Source organism: Marilutibacter chinensis (assembly GCF_021725675.1).
GTDB lineage: Bacteria > Pseudomonadota > Gammaproteobacteria > Xanthomonadales > Xanthomonadaceae > Marilutibacter > Marilutibacter chinensis.
This window is the reverse complement of the sequence record NZ_JAKJPO010000003.1, coordinates 167,476-184,630: the sequence shown is the minus strand read 5'-3', so window position 1 is coordinate 184,630 and position 17,155 is coordinate 167,476. Positions and strand designations below refer to the sequence as shown.

Annotated in this window: 16 protein-coding genes; 8 read left to right on the top strand and 8 right to left on the bottom strand. The window is 67.8% G+C overall.

Going from position 1 to position 17,155, the window contains the following annotated elements:
• The first annotated feature begins 26 nt into the window (after window positions 1-26).
• Both L3V18_RS06605 and L3V18_RS06600 read left to right on the top strand, forming a co-directional pair.
• Window positions 27-1,253 carry a sensor histidine kinase gene (locus tag L3V18_RS06605; RefSeq protein ID WP_237053894.1) on the top strand — a complete coding sequence of 409 codons (1,227 nt, stop codon included), beginning with the start codon at window positions 27-29 and terminating at the stop codon, window positions 1,251-1,253.
• A gap of 81 nt (window positions 1,254-1,334) precedes the next feature.
• Complete coding sequence (locus L3V18_RS06600) at window positions 1,335-1,934, top strand: response regulator transcription factor (RefSeq protein ID WP_343226323.1); 600 nt, start codon at window positions 1,335-1,337, stop codon at window positions 1,932-1,934.
• Between the two features lie 348 nt (window positions 1,935-2,282).
• On the opposite strand, the gene L3V18_RS06595 is transcribed toward L3V18_RS06600, so the two are convergent.
• Window positions 2,283-2,984 (bottom strand): FMN-dependent NADH-azoreductase, encoded by a 702-nt coding sequence (locus L3V18_RS06595; RefSeq protein WP_237053893.1) that lies wholly within the window; start codon window positions 2,982-2,984, stop codon window positions 2,283-2,285.
• A gap of 119 nt (window positions 2,985-3,103) precedes the next feature.
• On the opposite strand from L3V18_RS06595, the gene L3V18_RS06590 reads away from it, so the two are divergent.
• Together L3V18_RS06590 and L3V18_RS06585 are read left to right on the top strand one after the other, a co-directional pair.
• On the top strand, window positions 3,104-3,316 hold the full coding sequence (locus L3V18_RS06590; RefSeq protein ID WP_237053892.1) for a LysR family transcriptional regulator: 213 nt from the start codon (window positions 3,104-3,106) through the stop codon (window positions 3,314-3,316).
• Window positions 3,317-4,009 carry a LysR substrate-binding domain-containing protein gene (locus tag L3V18_RS06585; protein ID WP_237053891.1) on the top strand — a complete coding sequence of 231 codons (693 nt, stop codon included), beginning with the start codon at window positions 3,317-3,319 and terminating at the stop codon, window positions 4,007-4,009.
• A gap of 141 nt (window positions 4,010-4,150) precedes the next feature.
• Here L3V18_RS06585 and L3V18_RS06580 read toward each other — a convergent pair whose 3' ends face one another.
• The 7 genes from L3V18_RS06580 to L3V18_RS06550 all read right to left on the bottom strand — a co-directional run bounded on the left by L3V18_RS06580 (window position 4,151) and on the right by L3V18_RS06550 (window position 10,286).
• Window positions 4,151-5,524, bottom strand: a complete 1,374-nt coding sequence (locus L3V18_RS06580; RefSeq protein ID WP_237053890.1) for a leucyl aminopeptidase family protein — start codon at window positions 5,522-5,524, stop codon at window positions 4,151-4,153.
• Entirely contained in the window at window positions 5,521-6,291 is a 771-nt protein-coding gene (locus tag L3V18_RS06575; protein ID WP_237053889.1) for an HAD family hydrolase, read from the bottom strand. Before L3V18_RS06575 ends, L3V18_RS06580 begins: the two co-directional genes overlap by 4 nt.
• A 72-nt stretch (window positions 6,292-6,363) precedes the next feature.
• The gene (locus tag L3V18_RS06570) at window positions 6,364-7,476 is read right to left on the bottom strand and encodes an AI-2E family transporter (RefSeq protein WP_237053888.1); all 1,113 of its coding nucleotides are present in this window, start codon (window positions 7,474-7,476) and stop codon (window positions 6,364-6,366) included.
• Window positions 7,473-7,889, bottom strand: coding sequence for a hypothetical protein (locus tag L3V18_RS06565; protein ID WP_237053887.1), 417 nt, complete (start codon window positions 7,887-7,889; stop codon window positions 7,473-7,475). The genes L3V18_RS06570 and L3V18_RS06565 overlap by 4 nt, the downstream gene beginning before the upstream one ends.
• The gene (locus tag L3V18_RS06560) at window positions 7,886-8,386 is read right to left on the bottom strand and encodes a phage holin family protein (RefSeq protein WP_237053886.1); all 501 of its coding nucleotides are present in this window, start codon (window positions 8,384-8,386) and stop codon (window positions 7,886-7,888) included. Before L3V18_RS06560 ends, L3V18_RS06565 begins: the two co-directional genes overlap by 4 nt.
• A 7-nt stretch (window positions 8,387-8,393) precedes the next feature.
• Entirely contained in the window at window positions 8,394-8,762 is a 369-nt protein-coding gene (locus L3V18_RS06555) for a hypothetical protein (RefSeq protein WP_237053885.1), read from the bottom strand.
• Between the two features lie 54 nt (window positions 8,763-8,816).
• On the bottom strand, window positions 8,817-10,286 hold the full coding sequence (locus L3V18_RS06550; RefSeq protein ID WP_237053884.1) for a trypsin-like peptidase domain-containing protein: 1,470 nt from the start codon (window positions 10,284-10,286) through the stop codon (window positions 8,817-8,819).
• A gap of 663 nt (window positions 10,287-10,949) precedes the next feature.
• Between L3V18_RS06550 and L3V18_RS06545 the strand changes: the two genes are divergently transcribed.
• The 4 genes from L3V18_RS06545 (at window position 10,950) to L3V18_RS06530 (ending at window position 16,517) form a co-directional block, all read left to right on the top strand.
• Window positions 10,950-13,097, top strand: a complete 2,148-nt coding sequence (locus tag L3V18_RS06545; RefSeq protein WP_237053883.1) for an adenosylcobalamin-dependent ribonucleoside-diphosphate reductase — start codon at window positions 10,950-10,952, stop codon at window positions 13,095-13,097.
• Window positions 13,098-13,401: 304 nt separating this feature from the next.
• Window positions 13,402-13,956: a hypothetical protein gene (locus L3V18_RS06540; RefSeq protein WP_237053882.1), complete on the top strand. Its 555-nt coding sequence runs from the start codon at window positions 13,402-13,404 to the stop codon at window positions 13,954-13,956.
• A gap of 127 nt (window positions 13,957-14,083) precedes the next feature.
• On the top strand, window positions 14,084-14,944 hold the full coding sequence (locus tag L3V18_RS06535; RefSeq protein ID WP_237053881.1) for a TSCPD domain-containing protein: 861 nt from the start codon (window positions 14,084-14,086) through the stop codon (window positions 14,942-14,944).
• Window positions 14,945-14,996: 52 nt separating this feature from the next.
• The gene (locus L3V18_RS06530) at window positions 14,997-16,517 is read left to right on the top strand and encodes a KAP family P-loop NTPase fold protein (protein ID WP_237053880.1); all 1,521 of its coding nucleotides are present in this window, start codon (window positions 14,997-14,999) and stop codon (window positions 16,515-16,517) included.
• Window positions 16,518-17,155 lie beyond the last annotated feature (638 nt).

Genomic DNA, 17,155 nt, shown 5'->3' with positions numbered 1-17,155 from the left:
CCATTCTTCCGTCTGGATACCTGCCGATGGCCTCCCGCTCCGTCCTCGCATGGTTGAAGCCCGAGCCTGGTTCGGAGGTGGACGGTGCACTGCGCGAAGGCAAGTCACCCTGGGCCGATGCGGTCCACCTGTTGTGGACGGTGTGGGTGTTCATAACCCCGGCGTTCACTCCGGCCGGCTACGACCTGCGCTGGCTGCTGCTGACACTGGTCTCGTATCCGCTGTTCCTGTGGCTGTACGCGAAGACCCTGTTGGTCGCGCCGCGACGGGTGGCACGCTACGCCTACGGCATGGTCGCCCTGTGCCTGGCGTTGTTGCCCCTGTGGTATCCGTCGGGACTGAGTTACTTCGCGTTTGGATGCGTGATGCTTCGCATCGGCCTGGGTGCGTCGGTGTGGGGATATCTGCTGCGACTGATGGTGCTGAACGTGCTTGCCATCGGCTGGGCGTTCCATCTCGGCTATCCGTGGATGGCGGTGGCGTGGTTGCCGGTCGTGAGTTTCGTGATCGGCCTGGTGACCCACTTCGAGGCCATCTCCAAGCGCAGCAACACCGCGCTGCGCATGTCGCACGACGAGGTGCGTCGGCTCGCTGCGCTTGCCGAGCGCGAGCGGATCGGCCGCGACCTGCACGACCTGCTCGGCCACACGCTGTCCCTGGTGGCGCTGAAGTCGGACCTCGCCGGTCGCCTGCTCGAACACGATCCGCGTGCGGCACGGCACGAGATCGGCGAGGTCAGCCGGGTCGCGCGCGACGCGCTGTCGCAGGTGCGGCGCGCAGTCACCGGCATCCGCGCCGCCGGCATCGCAGCCGAGCTGGCCTCGGCACGGCTGCTGCTCGAGTCCGACGGCATCGCCTTTGAGTACGACGCAGACCTGCCGCCGCTGCCGCCGGAACACGAAACCGCGCTTGCACTGGCGCTGCGCGAGGCGGTCACCAACCTGCAGCGGCATGCCCGGGCACGACAGGCCTGGGTCGAACTGCACGAGGTCGACGGCGACATCGTGCTGCGGGTCGAGGACGACGGCCGTGGCGGCGACATCGTGCCCGGCAACGGCCTGGGCGGAATGCGCGAGCGGGTGGAAGGACTGGGCGGCAGGTTGCGGATCGAGTCGCGGCGCGGCCATGGCACCCGCGTGGAAGCGAGCCTGCCGTTGCCGACGATGGAATGGACGATCGATGCCGCGCCACCGGAATCCGCGAAGAGCGACGGCGCGGCACTGGACGATGCCACCACCGCTCCCGGGCATTGAGCCGACGGCGCGCTGATGTCATCGTCGGGACAGTTCCGGGACGGTTTGGATGAAGGCGTGACGACGACCGCGGCCTCCACGATTCGCGTGCTGCTGGCTGAAGACCAGGCGATGCTGCGCGGCGCGCTCGCGGCGCTGCTGGGCATGGAGGCCGACATCGAGGTGGTGGCCGCCGTCGCCGACGGCGAGGCCGCGTGGCGGGCGTTGCAGCGGCATGCGCCCGACGTGCTGGTCACCGACATCGAGATGCCCGGCCTGACCGGACTCGAACTGGCCCAGCGCGTGCACCGGCATGAACTGAAGACGCGGGTGGTGATCGTGACCACCTTCGCCCGCGCCGGCTACCTGCGGCGTGCGCTGGATGCCGGCGTCACCGGCTACCTGCTCAAGGACGCGCCGGCCGAGCAACTGGCCGAGGCCCTGCGCAAGGTCCATGCAGGCGGCCGCGCGATCGACCCCGAGCTCGCGCTCGAGGCCTGGGGCGAGCATGATCCGCTCAACGACCGAGAGCGCCAGGTGCTGCGCCTGGCGGGCGAGGGCCTGTCGGCCGGCGGCATCGCCGAACGCCTGAACCTGTCGCCGGGAACCGTGCGCAACTACCTGTCCGAGGCGATCGGCAAGCTCGGTGTCGGCAATCGCATCGAGGCCTTCCGCCTGGCCCGCCAGAAGGGCTGGTTGTAGGGGGGCGCAGGGGGTTGACCGCAGGGATGGGCGGGACGTGCGGCGGAACTCGGGTGCGGCCGCAGGAGCGGCGTCAGCCGCGACCAGTCCTTCATCACGGAGGCTAGCCCCCTGAGTCAGGGGGCGATTCGCGCGCAGCGCGAATGGGGGTGTGGAGGCGCAACGGTGGGGCCCAAGGTTTGCGCAGCAAACCTTGGGAGATATCCGGGCCCGGCCGGGTATCGCTCCCCCCTGAGTCAGGGGGCGATTCGCGCGCAGCGCGAATGGGGATGCGAAAGCGCAACGGCGAGGTCCATGGTTCGCGAAACGAACTTTGGGGATTCCCGGGCGCAGCCCGGGAATCGCTGCTCAGGCTGCCACCGGTACCGGCGATGTGGCGGCTTCCGACAGCAGGGTGTCGACCAGCGCGTCGACCCCGGCGTTCGCCGCCGCGACCGAGGCGGCCAGACGTTCGCCGCCGAACTCCTCGTTCTCCACCGCGACGCAGCGGACGTCATGGATGCCGATGAAGCCCAGCGCGGTGCGCAGGTGCGGCTCCAGATGGTTCATATGCGCCAGCGGACCGCCCGCGTCCATGCCATGACCGCCGCGCGAGGAAAGGACGACCACGCGCCGCGGCCGGTCGATCAGCAGCGGCACGTACGGATCATCGCCGCGCGAGGGGTCGAAGACGACGGTGCGGCCGATCCGCACGATGCTGTCGACCCAGGCCTTCAGCGGCGCCGGCATGCCGAAGTTGTACAGCGGCGCGCCGATCACCAGCAGGTCGCTGTCGATCAGCTCGTCGACCAGGGCATTGCTCTCGGCCAGGCGGGCGTGCATCTGCGCGTCGCGCCTGTCGTGCGGAGTGAACTCGGCGCGTATCCAGTCGTGGTCGACCAGGCGCGGCGGCGCGGCGCCCAGGTCGCGATAGCGGACCGGGTCGTCCGGGCGCGTGGCGCGCCAGCGGCTGACGAAGCGATGGCTCAGTGCTCGGCTGTACGAGCCATGCGGATCGACGCCACGGCGGCCGGGGCGGGCGCTGGCATCGAGGTGCAGCAGACGGATCATCGGGTCACCTCCTTGAGTTAGGATCATTGACGGCGTTTAGCCATGGCGCACACGATAGGTCCAGCAGTATTGGGCGACAAACGATATTTTCTTCTTGAATAGATGAGAAAAATTCAATCATGAGTCGACGCTTGCCCTCGCTGTCCTCGCTGCGCGCATTCGAGGCCGCCGCCCGCCTGGGCAGCGCCAAGCGTGCCGCCGAGGAGCTGTCGGTGACCCCGGCGGCGATCAGCCACCAGGTCCGCCAGCTCGAGGACGAACTTGGTCTGGCGCTGTTCGTGCGCCGGCCGCGGCAGTTGCTGATCACGCCGCCGGGTGCGGAACTGCAGTGAGTGCTGGGCGGCGCCTTCGGCAGCATCGCGGAGGCGGTCGAACGCGTGCGCACGCCGCAACGCCGCAGCCTGACCCTCAGCGCGACCCCTGCGGTGGCCTCGCGCTGGCTGGTGCCGCGGCTGCCGCAACTGCGCGAGGCCTGCGCCGATCTCGACCTGCGCATCCACGTCTCGCATGAGCCGGTCGCGCTCGATGGGGTCGAGGCCGACGCCGCGATCCGCTACGGGCATGGGCGTTGGCCGGGGTTGGTCGCGTACAAGCTGTTCGACAACGTATTCGCGCCGGTCTGCAGCCCGCGGCTGGACCTCGACGATCCGCACCAGTTGCCGCGCCACACCCTGCTGCATTTCGCGCCGCCGGGCTCGCGCAGTGCGCCGGTGGACTGGCGGGTGTGGCAGGCGCGGGCACGGGTGTCGGGCCTGGACGCCGAGGCCGGCCCGGTGTTCTCCGACGAGACCCACACCATCTCCGCGGCGCTCGCCGGCCAGGGGGTCGCCCTGATGAGCCTGGCGCTGGTCGCCGATGAGCTGCGCGCCGGTTCGCTGCGCAGCCCGTTCGGACCGGAGCTGGAGGCTGCGCCGTTCCACCTGGTGTATCCGCAGACGCGGCTGGAGGACTGCTGGCTGGCAACCCTGCGCGACTGGATCCTCGGTTTGCCGCCGCTGGAGCTGCCGGCGCGGCCGCCGGGCTGAGCGGGCCAGGGCCGCGCCGGGAGGTGCCGCCATCGGCGTGACCTGCGATTGCCGTCGCCCGGGCCGTGGCGGGGGAGGCCCGCCGCGATCCGCGCCCTGCCCGTGCGGAACGGGCGGTCCCGGCCGTGGCGGTGGGTGGAATCAGCCGCCGTAACGCGCCTTCAGCATCGCGTAGGCGCTGCGAAGGCCCAGCGCTTCGCCGCCGGCCGGGCGACCCGGCCGCGCGTTGTCGTTCCATGCGTAGACGTCCAGGTGCGCCCACGGCCGGTCGGCCGGCACGAAGCGCTCCAGGTACAGTGCGGCGGTGACCGCGCCGGCCATCTTCGAGCCGGCGTTGGCCAGGTCGGCGATGCCGCTGGTCAGGTAGCGCAGGTACGGACGCCACAGCGGCATCCGCCAGACCGGGTCGCGCAGCTCGCTGCCGGCGTCGAGCCAGCCCTGGGCGACGCCGTCGTCGTTGGCGAACAGCGCCGGCAGGTCCGGGCCCAGCGCGATGCGGGCGGCGCCGGTCAGGGTCGCGAAGTCGACGATCAGGTCCGGCGACAGCTCGCCGGCACGCACCAGCGCATCGCACAGCACGATCCGCCCCTCGGCGTCGGTGTTGTCGATCTCGACGCTGATGCCGGCGCGGGTCGCGATCACCTCGCCGGGACGGAACGCGTTCGGACCGATACTGTTCTCGACCGCCGGCACCAGCAGGCTCAGCCGCACCGGCAGTCGCTGCGCCATCACCAGCTCGGCCAGGGCGATCGCGTGCGCGGCGCCGCCCATGTCCTTCTTCATGTTGCGCATGCCGTCGGCCGGCTTGATGTCGAGACCGCCGCTGTCGAAGCACACGCCCTTGCCGACCAGGGCCAGCTGCGGATGGGCCTCGTCGCCCCAGTGCAGCGCGATCAGTCGCGGTGCGCGATGGCTGGCGCGGCCGACCGCGTGGATCGCCGGGTAGTTCTGCTCCAGCAGCGCGTCGCCGGCGATCACCTCGACCTGCGCGCCGTGGCGCTCGCCGATCTCGCGCGCGACCGCTTCCAACTGGTCCGGGCCCATGTCCTCGGTCGGCGTGTTGACCAGGTCGCGCACGCGGGTGCAGGCGGCGAGCACGTCGAAGGTTTCGCCCACGGCGCCCGCGACCTGCAGCCGCGCCGGCGCCCGCAGCGGCGCCTTGTAGCGGGTGAAGCGGTAGCTGCCCAGGCCCCAACCCAGTTCAAGCGCCGCGCGGCGGCTTTCGTCGAGCGGCGTCGCCAGCGTCCAGTCGCGTGCCGGCAGCGCGAACGGGGCATGCCCGTAGGCGCACGGATCGTGCATGTCCTCGACCCCGAGCACCGCACCGGCGATGCCGCCGTCCGCGTCCGGCAGCACCAGTGCCGTGCCCGGCGAGCCGTCGAAGCCCTGCGCACCGGCCCACGCGCGTGCCGCTGCCGGCTGCGCCTGCTGCCACTCGGCGAAGCCGGCGCGGGTGGCCACCTGCAGCGGCAGGGCGTCGTGGGCGTCGAGGGTGAAACCGTCGGGCAGGTTCATGCGGGGCAGGACTCCGGGGGTGGCGTGGCGGCAAGGGGCGCGGGGCGGGCGAGGGCCGGCTGGGTCGCGTCCAGCCAGTCGGCCAGCGCCGTGAGGGTGGGGAATTCCAGATCCGGACGCAGATCCGCGTGCGGCCAGCGCGCGATCCCGCCGTCGCCTCCGGGTCGATTGAGCCAGCAGCTGCGCAGGCCGGCACGGTGGGCGCCGACCACGTCGAGGTCGGCATGGTCGCCGACGTGCAACACCTGGCCGGGTGCATGGCCCAGGCGTTCGCAGGCGGCGTGGAAGATGCTCGGCTCGGGCTTGGCCGCGCCGTGCTCGCGCGCGCCGAGCGAGAACGCGAAATGGTGGCCGATGCCGATCACCGCCAGGTCGGCGTTGCCGTTGCTGACGGCGGCGACCGGCACCCGCGCGGCCAACCGCGCCAGCGCCGCCTCGGCGTCGTCGTAGAACTCGACCCGGTTGCGCTCGGCATAGAACACCTCGAACGCGGTGTCGGCATGGAGCGGGTCGTCGCCGCTGAGCTCCATCGCCCGCGCCAGGCTCAGCCGGCGCAGCTGGCTGAAATCGTGGGCGAGGTCGGTGCGCTCGGCGAACACCTGCTCGCGCAGCGCGCGCATCGCCGGGATCGGGAAGCGCTCGGCGGTGCGTGGACAATGCCGGCGCAGCCAGTCGTCGAGCACGCGCTCGATGCGGGCGCCGATTGGCGCGAATGGCCACAGCGTGTCGTCGAGGTCGAGGGTGATCGCGCTGACGGGGAAGGACATGCAGGCCGACATGGCCTCCATTCTACCGGCAGGCATCCGAACTGCCGCTGTCGCCGACCCCGGGTCGTGCGGTCACTCCAGCAGCCGCGCCCAGCCGTCCATGCCGACGCGTTCCAGCACCAGCTTGACGCATACCAGCAGCGGGACCGCCAGCAGCAGGCCGATGACGCCCCACAGCCAGCCCATCAGCATCAATGCGAGGATCAGTACCAGCGGCGACACCCGCATGCGCCGGCCGAGCACGATCGGGGTGATCAGCTGGCCCTCGAGGGTGTGGATCAGCAGGTACAGGCCGGCCGGAAGCAGCGACTGCCACAGGTCGTCGAAGGCGACGAAGCCCATCAGCAGCATCACCAGCATTCCGACCAGCGGGCCGACGTAGGGCGCGAAGTTCAGGATCGCCGCCATCGTGCCCCACAGCAGCGCTTCGGCCAGCGGCACGCCGATCAGGTACAGCGAACCGGCCAGCACCAGGCCCATCAGCGTATTGATCACGCTGATGGTGAAGACGTAGCGCGAGACCTCGCCTTCGATCGACTGCAGGATCTCGATCGTCACCTTCTTCTGGTGATGGCCGGGCAGCAGCGCGAGCGCGTTGCGCACCAGCTTGTCGCCGTAGACCATGAAGAACAGCGTCAACAGCACGACCGCGAGCACCGAGGCCAGCATCCTCGGCGTGGCCGTCAGCGAGCGGTAGGGGTCGTTGACCTCGGTGCGGACCACCTCGCGCCGCCGGCCGTCCTCGCCGCCCGCGGCCCGCGCGATGTTCTCGGCGACCTTGCCGGCGTCCTGCACCGGCTTGGACAGTTCGCGCAGCTTCGGTGCCAGCTGCTGCATCTCGCGCGGCACCTGCCGCATCCACTCCGCCGCCGGATCCATCAGCAGCCCGGCGAGCAGGCCGGTGGCGGCGATTCCGCCGAGCAGCACCAGCAATGCGGCCAGGAAGCGCGGAATCCAGATCCTCCGCAGCCCGCGGATGACCGGATTGCCGATCAGGGCGAAGAACATCGCCAGCAGGATCGGCAGGATCAGCGACCGCGTCGCCCACAGCGTGAAGGCGATGCCCAGCGTCGCCAGCACCAGCATCGCCGGCGACGAGCGTGGGCGGGGCGGATGAAGCGGTGGGGACGCGTCGCTCCGGCTCGATCCGGGCGGATCGTCTTCCCCGGAGCCGGTCGCGTTCATTCCCGCCGCATCCGCTCGGGAGCCGGAGGCGCCGTCGTGGATGCCGCTGCGTCGGGCGATGCTGCCGCGGCCGCGGATGCGGCCTTCATCGCCCCCGCCTCGGCGCCTGCCCTGGCCTCGGAACGCGCCTCGCCGGCGGCCTCGGCGGCGTTGCCGGCCGCGAAGGAGGCGAACACGTTCGAGATCAACGACACCAGCCGCACCAGATCGCCGCTCTGCGCCGCGTAGCGCATCGGCTCGGCTCGGCCGGCGACGAATCCGCTGACCAGGCCGGCGATCAGGATGCGTCCGGGCGTCCATGCCGAACGCCAGCTCCGTTTCAGCGAATCGGCGGCACCGTGGACGCGTTCGATGCGCGCGTCGAGCAGGCGCTCGCGACGTTCGACCCGGCGTTGCAGCGTGCGGAAGCTCATGGGTGCGGCGCCTCGTCGCCATCGTCGTCGTCGCCGATGCCGAGCCGGCGCAGCTGGCGGCGGGTCGCCTCCAGGCCGGTATGGCGCAGGTAGCGCACCGCCAGCCAGCCGCCCAGCGCGGTGACCGCGATGCAGGCGACGGCAGTGATCGACAGCGCGGCCAGCCAGGACAGCCCGAGCGCCTGCAGCAGCGCGATCAGCGCGCCCATCGTCAACAGGCAGGCGGCGCCGCCGAACGCCACCGCGACCCCCATCCAGATCAGTGCGTGGCCGAGCGCGCTGCGGGCCAGGGCGAGATCGGCCAGCAGCAGGCCACGCAATGCGCGCCCGGCGTCGGCGGCCGCGCCGACGCTGTCGCGGCCGGCACCGCCGATGTCGCGCAGCGCCTGTTCCACGCCGGCCCTGCCCGCGGCCTGTCCGTCGTCGCGATCCTGGCTGCCACCAGGGTCGGGCCCGCCGGCGTCGCCGCCGCCGGAGCGGGTGTTCTCGTCGCTCACCCGCGGCTTACTTGTTGTTGCTGTTGCCGCTGGCGAGCTTGGCAAGGATGAAGCCGGCGGCGAAGGCGACGCCGAACGAGGCCAGCGGGCGTTCGCGGACCAGCTCGGCGGCGCTGTCGATCAGGTCGCGGCTCTTGTCCATCAGCGCGTCCATCTGCTCGCGCGCGGCGCTGCCGGCTTCCTCGGCCGCAGCCAGGCCGGCCAGCGCGCCGTCGGCCAGGTCCGCCTTGACGTTGGCGCGGCCGAGCCTGAGTTCCTCGCCGGCGGCACCGGCGGCGTTGCGGACCGCCTCGTGGGTATCCTGCGCGGCCTGCTTGACGTGGCTGCCGGCTTCGCCGAGGTGGCTCTTCATCGAATCGGTCGAGGTGGGGCTCATGACGGTTCCTTGGGTCTCGGTGGGGTGATCGCGCGCCACGCGGCGCATCGCCGCTCAGCGCATCAGGGCGTTGTACGGGCGGCCGCCGCGTACGACGCGGAGTACCAACTGTGCCGGAGCGCGCGTGAAGCTGGCGCGGAAGCCCGGCAGGTCGTCGAAGCGTCCGCTGTTGGCCGCAACCACCACGTCGCCCGCGCGCAGCCCGTTCACCGCCGCGCGGCTGCCCGCGGCGACCGATTCGACCAGCACGCCATCCGCCCCGGCCTGGCGCAGGCGCTCGGGCAGCTCGGCGAACACCGCGCCCTGCAGGCGTGCGTCCAGATCGGCGCCGGCCAGGGTGCGCGGCTGTTCGCGCAGCGCCACCTGCAACCGCAGCGGCTCGCCGTCGCGGCGGATGTCGAGCGCGACCCGCGAACCGACCGGCTGCAGGCCCTCGAAATTGCGCAGCGCGTCGGGGCCGTCGATGCGCTGGCCGTCGGCGGCGACGATCACGTCGCCGACCTGGATCCCGGCGGCCGCTGCGGCGGAACCGGAATAAACCCGGTTGACCAGCGCGCCGCGCGCATCGTCCAGGCCCAGGCCCTGCGCGATCTGGCGGGTGACCGGCTGGGTCTCGACCCCGAACGCGCCGCGGATCACCACGCCGTCGTTGGCGATCAGCTGGTCCATGATGCTGCGCGCCAGTCCGGTCGGGATCGCGAAGCTCAGGCCGATGTTGCCGGCCATGCTGCCGCGTGGATTGAAGCTGGCGGTGTTGATGCCGACCAGTTCGCCCTTGAGGTTGACCAGCGCGCCGCCGGAATTGCCCGGGTTGATCGAGGCGTCGGTCTGGATGAAGTTCTGGAAGCCGAGCCCGCGCAGGCCGGAGCGGCCGACCGCGGACACGATCCCCGAGGTCACCGTCTGGCCGATCCCGAACGGGTTGCCGACCGCCACCACGAAGTCGCCTACGCGCAGGGTGTCGGTCGCCGCCAGCGGCAACGCATCGAGATCCTCGGCGGTCACCTGCATCACCGCGACGTCGGTGTCCGGATCGGAGCCGACGAAGTTCGCCGCCAGGGTGCGACCGTCGGCCAGCGTCACCGACACCTCGTCGGCGCCCTCGATCACGTGGTGGTTGGTCAGGATGTAGCCGCGCTGCGCGTCGACGATCACGCCCGAGCCGAGCGATTCGTTGATCCGCTCCTGGGTCAGCTCCGGGAACATCCGCCGGAAGATCGGGTCGCCGCCGAACGGGCTGACCCGCACCCGCTGCTTGGTGTGCACGCTGACCACCGCCGGGGTGACCCGCGCCAGCATCGGCGCCAGCGACGGCAGCGGCTGGCCGTCGACCACCGCCGGCAGCGCGCCGACGGTCGCCGGCGCCGCGGCAGTCGAGGTGGCGGGTTCGCTGGCGACCGGCGCTGCGGCCTGCGCCGGGGTCTGCATCGCGTCGCGGATCGCGGTCGCGGCGAAGCCGCCGAACGCGGCAGCCAGGGTCAGGGCGACGAGCAGTCGCTTCGGCGTCTTGGTGGCGGTCTGCATGATGGGTGGGCGCTCATCGGTGGACTCGTTCAGGTTCAGTCTCCTGCATCCGCGCTAAATCGTCGATGAAACGAATCCTGGTGCCATGCGGAGGTACCGGTTCGACCGGCCCGCAAGACGCAAGGTCCGGGTCTCACGACCGCCACGCGAGCGGGAGTCGGAGGACGGGTCGGACGGGAACATTGACGGGAATCGGACGGGCGGCAGGACATCGTCGCGGCGACGCGACCACGATCACGGGCGATGCAGGGCGCCGGCCGCAAACTGCGTGACCGACATCAAAAAACCGTTGACAGCCTCCGGGGCCGCGCGTAGCTTGGAACCCCTGCGAGCGACACAACATCTAGTGGTTGTGATCGCGATGTGAACCCAAGGGTTGTGACACGGCACGGTGTTCGGCTTGGGTCGGCCCGGTGCCCAGGCAATCTCGCAGGGGACGTGCAGTGGCGCAGTCACGGCAGTTTGGTCCAGGACAACACGGATACACCGCGGCGCGTCGAGCGCTGCCGCGGGCATGCGCGTCGGCAACCGCCGACGCGCAGGGCGCCTCCCGCGCGGGGCGCGCCATGGACGGCGCCAGGGACGGTGTGCGCGGTCAACACAATCAGAACGAATGAAGAGGCCCGGATCACCACCGGACCCGAACGAGGAGACAGGAACAGCATGAGTACGGTGCGCCTCGAGGCAGTGAAACCGGCGGCACGGGATATCCAACTGCAGCCGGCATCCCTGGACATCTGGGACAAGAAATACCGGTTGAAGACCAAGACCGGCGAGGCGGTGGACGAGGACATCGACGCGACCTACAAGCGCGTCGCCAGGGCGCTGGCCGACGCCGAGCCCGGCAGCGAGAAGCAGCAGTACTGGTACGACCGCTTCGTCTGGGCGCTGCGCCGAGGGGCGATCCCCGCCGGCCGCATCACCTCCAACGCGGGCGCGCTCGAGCACAAGCCGGCGACCAGCACGATCAACTGCACCGTGTCGGGCACCATCGAGGACTCGATGGACGGCATCCTGGAGAAGGTCCACGAGGCCGGCCTGACCCTGAAGGCCGGCTGCGGCATCGGTTACGAGTTCAGCACCCTGCGCCCGCGCGGCGCCTTCGTCGCTGGCGCCGGCGCCTACACCTCCGGCCCGATGTCGTTCATGGACATCTACGACAAGATGTGCTTCACCGTGTCCTCGGCCGGCGGCCGCCGCGGCGCCCAGATGGGCACCTTCGACGTGTCCCACCCGGACGTGAAGGACTTCATCCGCGCCAAGCGCGAGGATGGCCGCCTGCGCCAGTTCAACCTGTCGCTGCTGATCACCGACGGCTTCATGCAGGCGGTGGAGGACGACGCCGACTGGCCGCTGGTGTTCCCGCTGAACACCAAGGAGAAGACCGACCTCGACCTGGCCAACCCCGAACAGGTGGTCTGGCGCGAGTGGCCGACCCACCGCAACTACATCGTCCGCGACGACGGCCTGGTCGCCTGCAAGATCTACGGCCACATCCGCGCGCGGCACCTGTGGGACATGATCATGGTCTCGACGTACGACTACGCCGAGCCGGGCTTCATCCTGATCGACCGCGTCAACGAGATGAACAACAACTGGTGGTGCGAGAACATCCGCGCGACCAACCCCTGCGGCGAGCAGCCGCTGCCGCCGTACGGCGCCTGCCTGCTCGGCTCGGTCAACCTGACCAAGTTCGTCCGCCACCCGTTCACCGACAAGGCCGAGTTCGACTGGGAGGAGTACAAGGAGGTCGTCCGCGTCTTCACCCGCATGCTCGACAACGTGGTCGAGATCAACGGCCTGCCGTTGCAGCAGCAGCGCGACGAGATCATGCGCAAGCGCCGCCACGGCATGGGCTTCCTGGGCCTGGGCAGCACCCTGACCATGCTGCGGATGAAGTACGGCGAGGCCGACTCCTGCGAGTTCACCGAGCGCATCGCGAAGGAAATGGCCATCGCCGGCTGGGAGATGGGCCTGGAGCTGGCCCGCGAGAAGGGCCCGGCGCCGATCATGGAGGAGCGCTTCGAGGTCACCGCCGAGATGCTGCGCAAGCGCCCGGAGATGAAGAAGGACGGCTGGAAGGTCGGCCAGGAGATCCCCGGCAAGGTCCTGCACGCGCGCTACAGCCGCTACATGCAGCGCGTCGCCGAGGCCGCCCCGCAGCTGGTCGACGAGCTGGCCGAGGTCGGCTGCCGCTTCACCCACCACAGCTCGATCGCCCCGACCGGCACCATCTCGCTGTCGCTGGCCAACAACGCCTCCAACGGCATCGAGCCCTCGTTCGCGCACCACTACAGCCGCAACGTGATCCGCGAGGGCAAGAAGTCGAAGGAAAAGGTCGACGTGTTCTCGTTCGAGCTGCTCGCCTACCGCGAACTGGTCAACCCGAAGGCGATGCCGTTCAGCGACGACGCGGCCGCGAAGCTGCCGGACTACTTCATCGCCGCCGACGACATCACCCCGAAGGCGCACGTCGACGTCCAGGCCGCCGCCCAGAAGTGGGTCGACAGCTCGATCTCCAAGACCGCGAACGTCCCGACCGACTACCCGTACGAGGACTTCAAGGACATCTACACCTACGCCCACAAGCAGGGCCTGAAGGGCTGCACCACGTTCCGCTTCAACCCCGCCGCGTTCCAGGGCGTGCTGGTCAAGGAGACCGACCTGGAGAACACCACCTACCGCTTCGAGCTCGAGGACGGCCAGGTGGTCGAGGTCAAGGGCAACGAGCAGATCGAGTACGACGGCGAGATGCATACCGCCGCCAACCTGTTCGACGCCCTCAAGGAGGGCTACTACGGCAAGTTCTGACTCTGACCGCGCCCGAGGGCGCGGTCGTCGAGGTTCCGGCCCGGTGTCCGCACCGGGTCCGCGGCGGGGACGGCCGGACCGTCCCGGGGTGGCGGAAACGGCGGCCGCCACCCGGCTCCAGAGGCCCTGCCCGCCGCGCCCGCGACCATCTTGATTGCGTGCACGGCAGGTATAGCATCGCCATTGGAGCACCGCCCGACCAGGTCCGGCATCGGCACGCGGTATCGCCCGGCGCTCCATGAGGTTCCAGACAGTTGTTGACTCAACCACAAGATCGAAACGGATACGCCCGCGAGGAGGGCACATGAGCAACGGCAATGGAGTAACGGCGACGCTGTCGCAGGCCGCCGACAACGTGATGGAGACCGCGTCCAGCATCGGCGGCGGCATCGCCCACAAGGCCGAGGACGTCGTCAAGTCGGTGCGCAAGGCGGCCGCCAAGGCCCGCAAGAACGCCGAGAAGACCGCCAAGGACGCCGGCAAGACCGTCGCCAAGGCGAAGAAGGCCGCCAAGAAGGCGGTCAGCACCGCGAAGAAGAAACTGGCCGCGGCCAGCGCCGGCGCCAAGAAGGAAGCCGCCGCCCTGAAGGCGAAGAAGGCCGCGAAGAAGGCTGCGAAGAAGCCCGCCGCCAGGAAGGTGGCTGCGAAGAAAGCGACCAGGAAGGCCGCACCGAAGAAGGCGGCTGCGAAGAAGGCAGTGAAGAAGGCCGCACCGAAGAAAGCCGCGAAGAAGGCGGCTCCGAAGAAGGCGGTGAAGAAAGCCGCACCGAAGAAGGCGGCCAGGAAGGCCGTGAGGAAACCGGCAGCGAAGAAAGCCGTGAAGAAGGCCGCTCCCAAGAAGGCGGCGAAAAAGAAGTAGGCAAGCCCCGAGCCGTAACCCCCTCCCCCGTGCGCGGGGGAGGGATCCGGCAGACCCGCCGAAGACGCATCCGCAGCACGCGTCCCGGCGCGCATCACCGCAACAACGCATCAGGAGCTAAGGGCCGATGGCCGTCAAGATCGACAAGAAAATCAAGGGCTACAGCGTCGTCACCCCGGAAGACAAGGCCAGGCAGGCCGAGGTCGCCAAGGCCGAAGCGGTGAAGCGCGAGGCTGCCGAAGCCGCCGAGGCCCAGGCCAGCAACGTCATCCAGATGCACGAGCGCATCGAGCGTCCCGAGACCCTGATCGGCTCCACCTACAAGCTCAAGACGCCGCTGTTCGAGCACGCCCTGTACGTGACGATCAACGACATCGTGCTCAATGCCGGCAGCGAATTCGAACAGCGCCGGCCGTTCGAGATCTTCATCAACTCCAAGAACATGGACCACTTCCAGTGGATCGTCGCGCTGACCCGGATCATGTCCGCGGTGTTCCGCAAGGGCGGCGACGTGACCTTCCTGGTCGAGGAGATGAAGGCCGTGTTCGACCCGCGCGGCGGCTACTTCAAGGCCGGCGGCGTCTACATGCCGTCGCTGGTCGCCGAGCTGGGCAGCATCGTCGAGGACCACCTCAAGTCGATCGGCATGATCAAGGATCCGGAGATGAGCGAAGCCCAGCGCAAGCTGATCGCCGAGAAACGCGCCGCCTACGCCGCGCTCGACTCAAAAAAAAACTCTGAAATAAGCCCGGCCGGCGCGCCGCCGGTCGTCGAGGCCCCGGTCGTCACCGACGACCGCAGCGGCGAACTGTTCCCCGAACCCCGCGTGCGCCCCGAGCGTCGCGAGGAAGACGTCGAAGTCACCGGCGACGGCGGCGTGTCGTTCCCGCCGTCGGCGACCATGTGCCACAAGTGCAATACCAAGGCGCTCGTCATCATGGACGGGTGTGCTACTTGTTTGAATTGTGGTTATTCCAAGTGTGGGTGAGTGGTTTCGAATAAGCACATTTCATTTAGAACCAGCTCAAGCGGACTAAAGCATGCCTGATGACGGTGAGCAAACTCAGCGCAAGGAGCCTTGGAGTGGCGACGCGTTTGATCGCAAGCCATTTGCGGACTACCTGACGAAGGTCATTACTGCCAGGTCTCAGCGCATGCAGCAAGGTGAGGGCGGCGGAGCAACTGTCGCAATCGATGCGGACTGGGGGGCTGGAAAAACATTCTTTGTCAAGAACTGGGCAGAAGACCTGAAAGAAGCTGGGCACCCTGTGATTTATTTCGACGCTTGGGAGAATGATGACGGAGATCAGCCTGCAATTGCTCTGATGTCCGCGATCTTGCAGGGATTGAAGGAGTGGGAGTCAAGAATCCCTGCCAAGAAGAGGTTGGCGGAGACGGCTGCGGACCTCACGAAGCGCTCAATTAGGGATCTCAGAAGCGCTGTTCTCCCTGCAACAGGTGTAATTGCTCGTGGAATGGTGAAGAAGTTTACGGGTGTTGCGATCGATCAACTGATGGACTCCTTTGACTCAGTAGATCAGACTGATGACGCTGATAACGACTCTAAAGAGCTCAACGAAGCGTTAGACAAATTCTTTGAAAGCGCTTTGGCTAGTCACGAGAAAAGGCAGCGATCGCTTGCTGATTTCAGGAGTAATCTGGCGAGCCTTTTGGAGCTGGTTTGCAGTCAGGCCGGTGCTGTTCTTCCTCTTTTCGTTTTTGTGGATGAGTTGGATAGATGTAGGCCATCGTATGCAATTAAGTTGCTCGAAGAGGTAAAGCACATTTTTGGGATTCGGGGGGTCGCCTTCGTTGTCTCGACCAACTTGATGCAATTCCAGAACTCTATTCGAGGAGTGTACGGCGGCGATTTTGATGGTCGCCGGTATCTCAGGCGGATGTTCGATCATGAATACCTACTGCCTGAGCCGAAGGGGGATATGTATCAAGTCATTGCTTCCGAAATATTTGAAGCTCATAGGGAAGGGCCGGTTGTCACTGGGCTTCCTGATGGTCAAGAACATGATGGTCTTTATGTTTGGACGCTTGTGTCGAGCGCTGTCATCCCAGGGGATGTGAGGACACAGAAGCAAGCGCTTCGGTTAGCGAATGAAGTTCAAGCTGGCCTCTCTGAACGTGATCCTCTGCATCTTCTCTGGTTGTTTTATCTTTGTGCATTATATGTTTCTGATCGTGAGTCGCTTGGTGTTTTGGTAAGTGGTGAGATTCGTAATCGAGACGTAAGAGGATTTATTGCTGAGACATTGAAGAGTGATCCCAGAATCCGCTATCAGCAGATAGTGGTTGCTGATGAGGGGCTTCGTCGTCGTGTCGAAAACAGAGAGGTCGTGCTTTCTGTCGTCATAGGTAAGTACATTGATATGTGTCATGCGAGTTCAGAATCGCTTCGGCAGGAAGCCTTTTCAGACGGGTATGACTACCCATCTGCGCTCGCAGAGCATGTCTATCAGGACTTGGTTCGAGGATCCAAGAGAGTGCCAGCTATTGCTGGCTACCCCGCGGCAGTTCGAGATGCGGGCTTCTTCGCCGGTCCAGGGTAGATTCACAGCGGACATAAGGGGTCAGGTTCATTTTCCCGTGTGGGTGAGTGAGCGTGTCCCTTGTTCTTTGGAACAGGATCAAAGGCTTCCGCCTTTCGGCGGGTTACTTTTGTCTTGGCAAAAGTAACCAAAACCGCTGGCTCCTGACGCCCGCCGGGACGGCTGCGCCGTCCCGGTTCCCTGCGCTCCTCAAGGCCGGCGGCACGGTGCCCAAACTCGCGCCGCTTCGCGGCACTCAAACATGGGCACCTCTTCGGCCACCGCCCTTTCCGGTGCTCGGCGGGCTTTAAGTCGCGAAGGTCAACGTCAAGATCAACGGCAACGGTGTTCGCTGTTGCCTTGCTGGACAACGATCAGCCGAAAAAAATAGGGTCAGGTTCATTTTCCCGTGTGGGTGAGTGAGTGTGTCCCTTGTTTTTGGAACAGGATCAAAGGCTTCCGCCTTTCGGCGGGTTACTTTTGTCTTGGCAAAAGTAACCAAAACCGCTGGCTCCTGACGCCCGCCGGGACGGCTGCGCCGTCCCGGTTCCCTGCGCTCCTCAAGGCCGGCGGCACGGTGCCCAAACTCGCGCCGCTTCGCGGCACTCAGACATGGGCACCTCTTCGGCCGCCGCCCTTTCCGGTGCTCGGCGGGCTTT

Bases quoted from the DNA above. Each gene is read 5' to 3' on its own strand.
- L3V18_RS06605 (WP_237053894.1), top strand. From the start codon at position 27: ATGGCCTCCCGCTCCGTCCTCGCATGGTTGAAGCCCGAGCCTGGTTCG.
- L3V18_RS06590 (WP_237053892.1), top strand. From the start codon at position 3,104: ATGAGTCGACGCTTGCCCTCGCTGTCCTCGCTGCGCGCATTCGAGGCC.
- L3V18_RS06530 (WP_237053880.1), top strand. From the start codon at position 14,997: ATGCCTGATGACGGTGAGCAAACTCAGCGCAAGGAGCCTTGGAGTGGC.
- L3V18_RS06545 (WP_237053883.1), top strand. From the start codon at position 10,950: ATGAGTACGGTGCGCCTCGAGGCAGTGAAACCGGCGGCACGGGATATC.
- L3V18_RS06535 (WP_237053881.1), top strand. From the start codon at position 14,084: ATGGCCGTCAAGATCGACAAGAAAATCAAGGGCTACAGCGTCGTCACC.
- L3V18_RS06575 (WP_237053889.1), bottom strand. From the start codon at position 6,291: ATGTCCTTCCCCGTCAGCGCGATCACCCTCGACCTCGACGACACGCTG.
- L3V18_RS06540 (WP_237053882.1), top strand. From the start codon at position 13,402: ATGAGCAACGGCAATGGAGTAACGGCGACGCTGTCGCAGGCCGCCGAC.
- L3V18_RS06580 (WP_237053890.1), bottom strand. From the start codon at position 5,524: ATGAACCTGCCCGACGGTTTCACCCTCGACGCCCACGACGCCCTGCCG.
- L3V18_RS06595 (WP_237053893.1), bottom strand. From the start codon at position 2,984: ATGATCCGTCTGCTGCACCTCGATGCCAGCGCCCGCCCCGGCCGCCGT.
- L3V18_RS06555 (WP_237053885.1), bottom strand. From the start codon at position 8,762: ATGAGCCCCACCTCGACCGATTCGATGAAGAGCCACCTCGGCGAAGCC.
- L3V18_RS06565 (WP_237053887.1), bottom strand. From the start codon at position 7,889: ATGAGCTTCCGCACGCTGCAACGCCGGGTCGAACGTCGCGAGCGCCTG.
- L3V18_RS06550 (WP_237053884.1), bottom strand. From the start codon at position 10,286: ATGCAGACCGCCACCAAGACGCCGAAGCGACTGCTCGTCGCCCTGACC.
- L3V18_RS06570 (WP_237053888.1), bottom strand. From the start codon at position 7,476: ATGAACGCGACCGGCTCCGGGGAAGACGATCCGCCCGGATCGAGCCGG.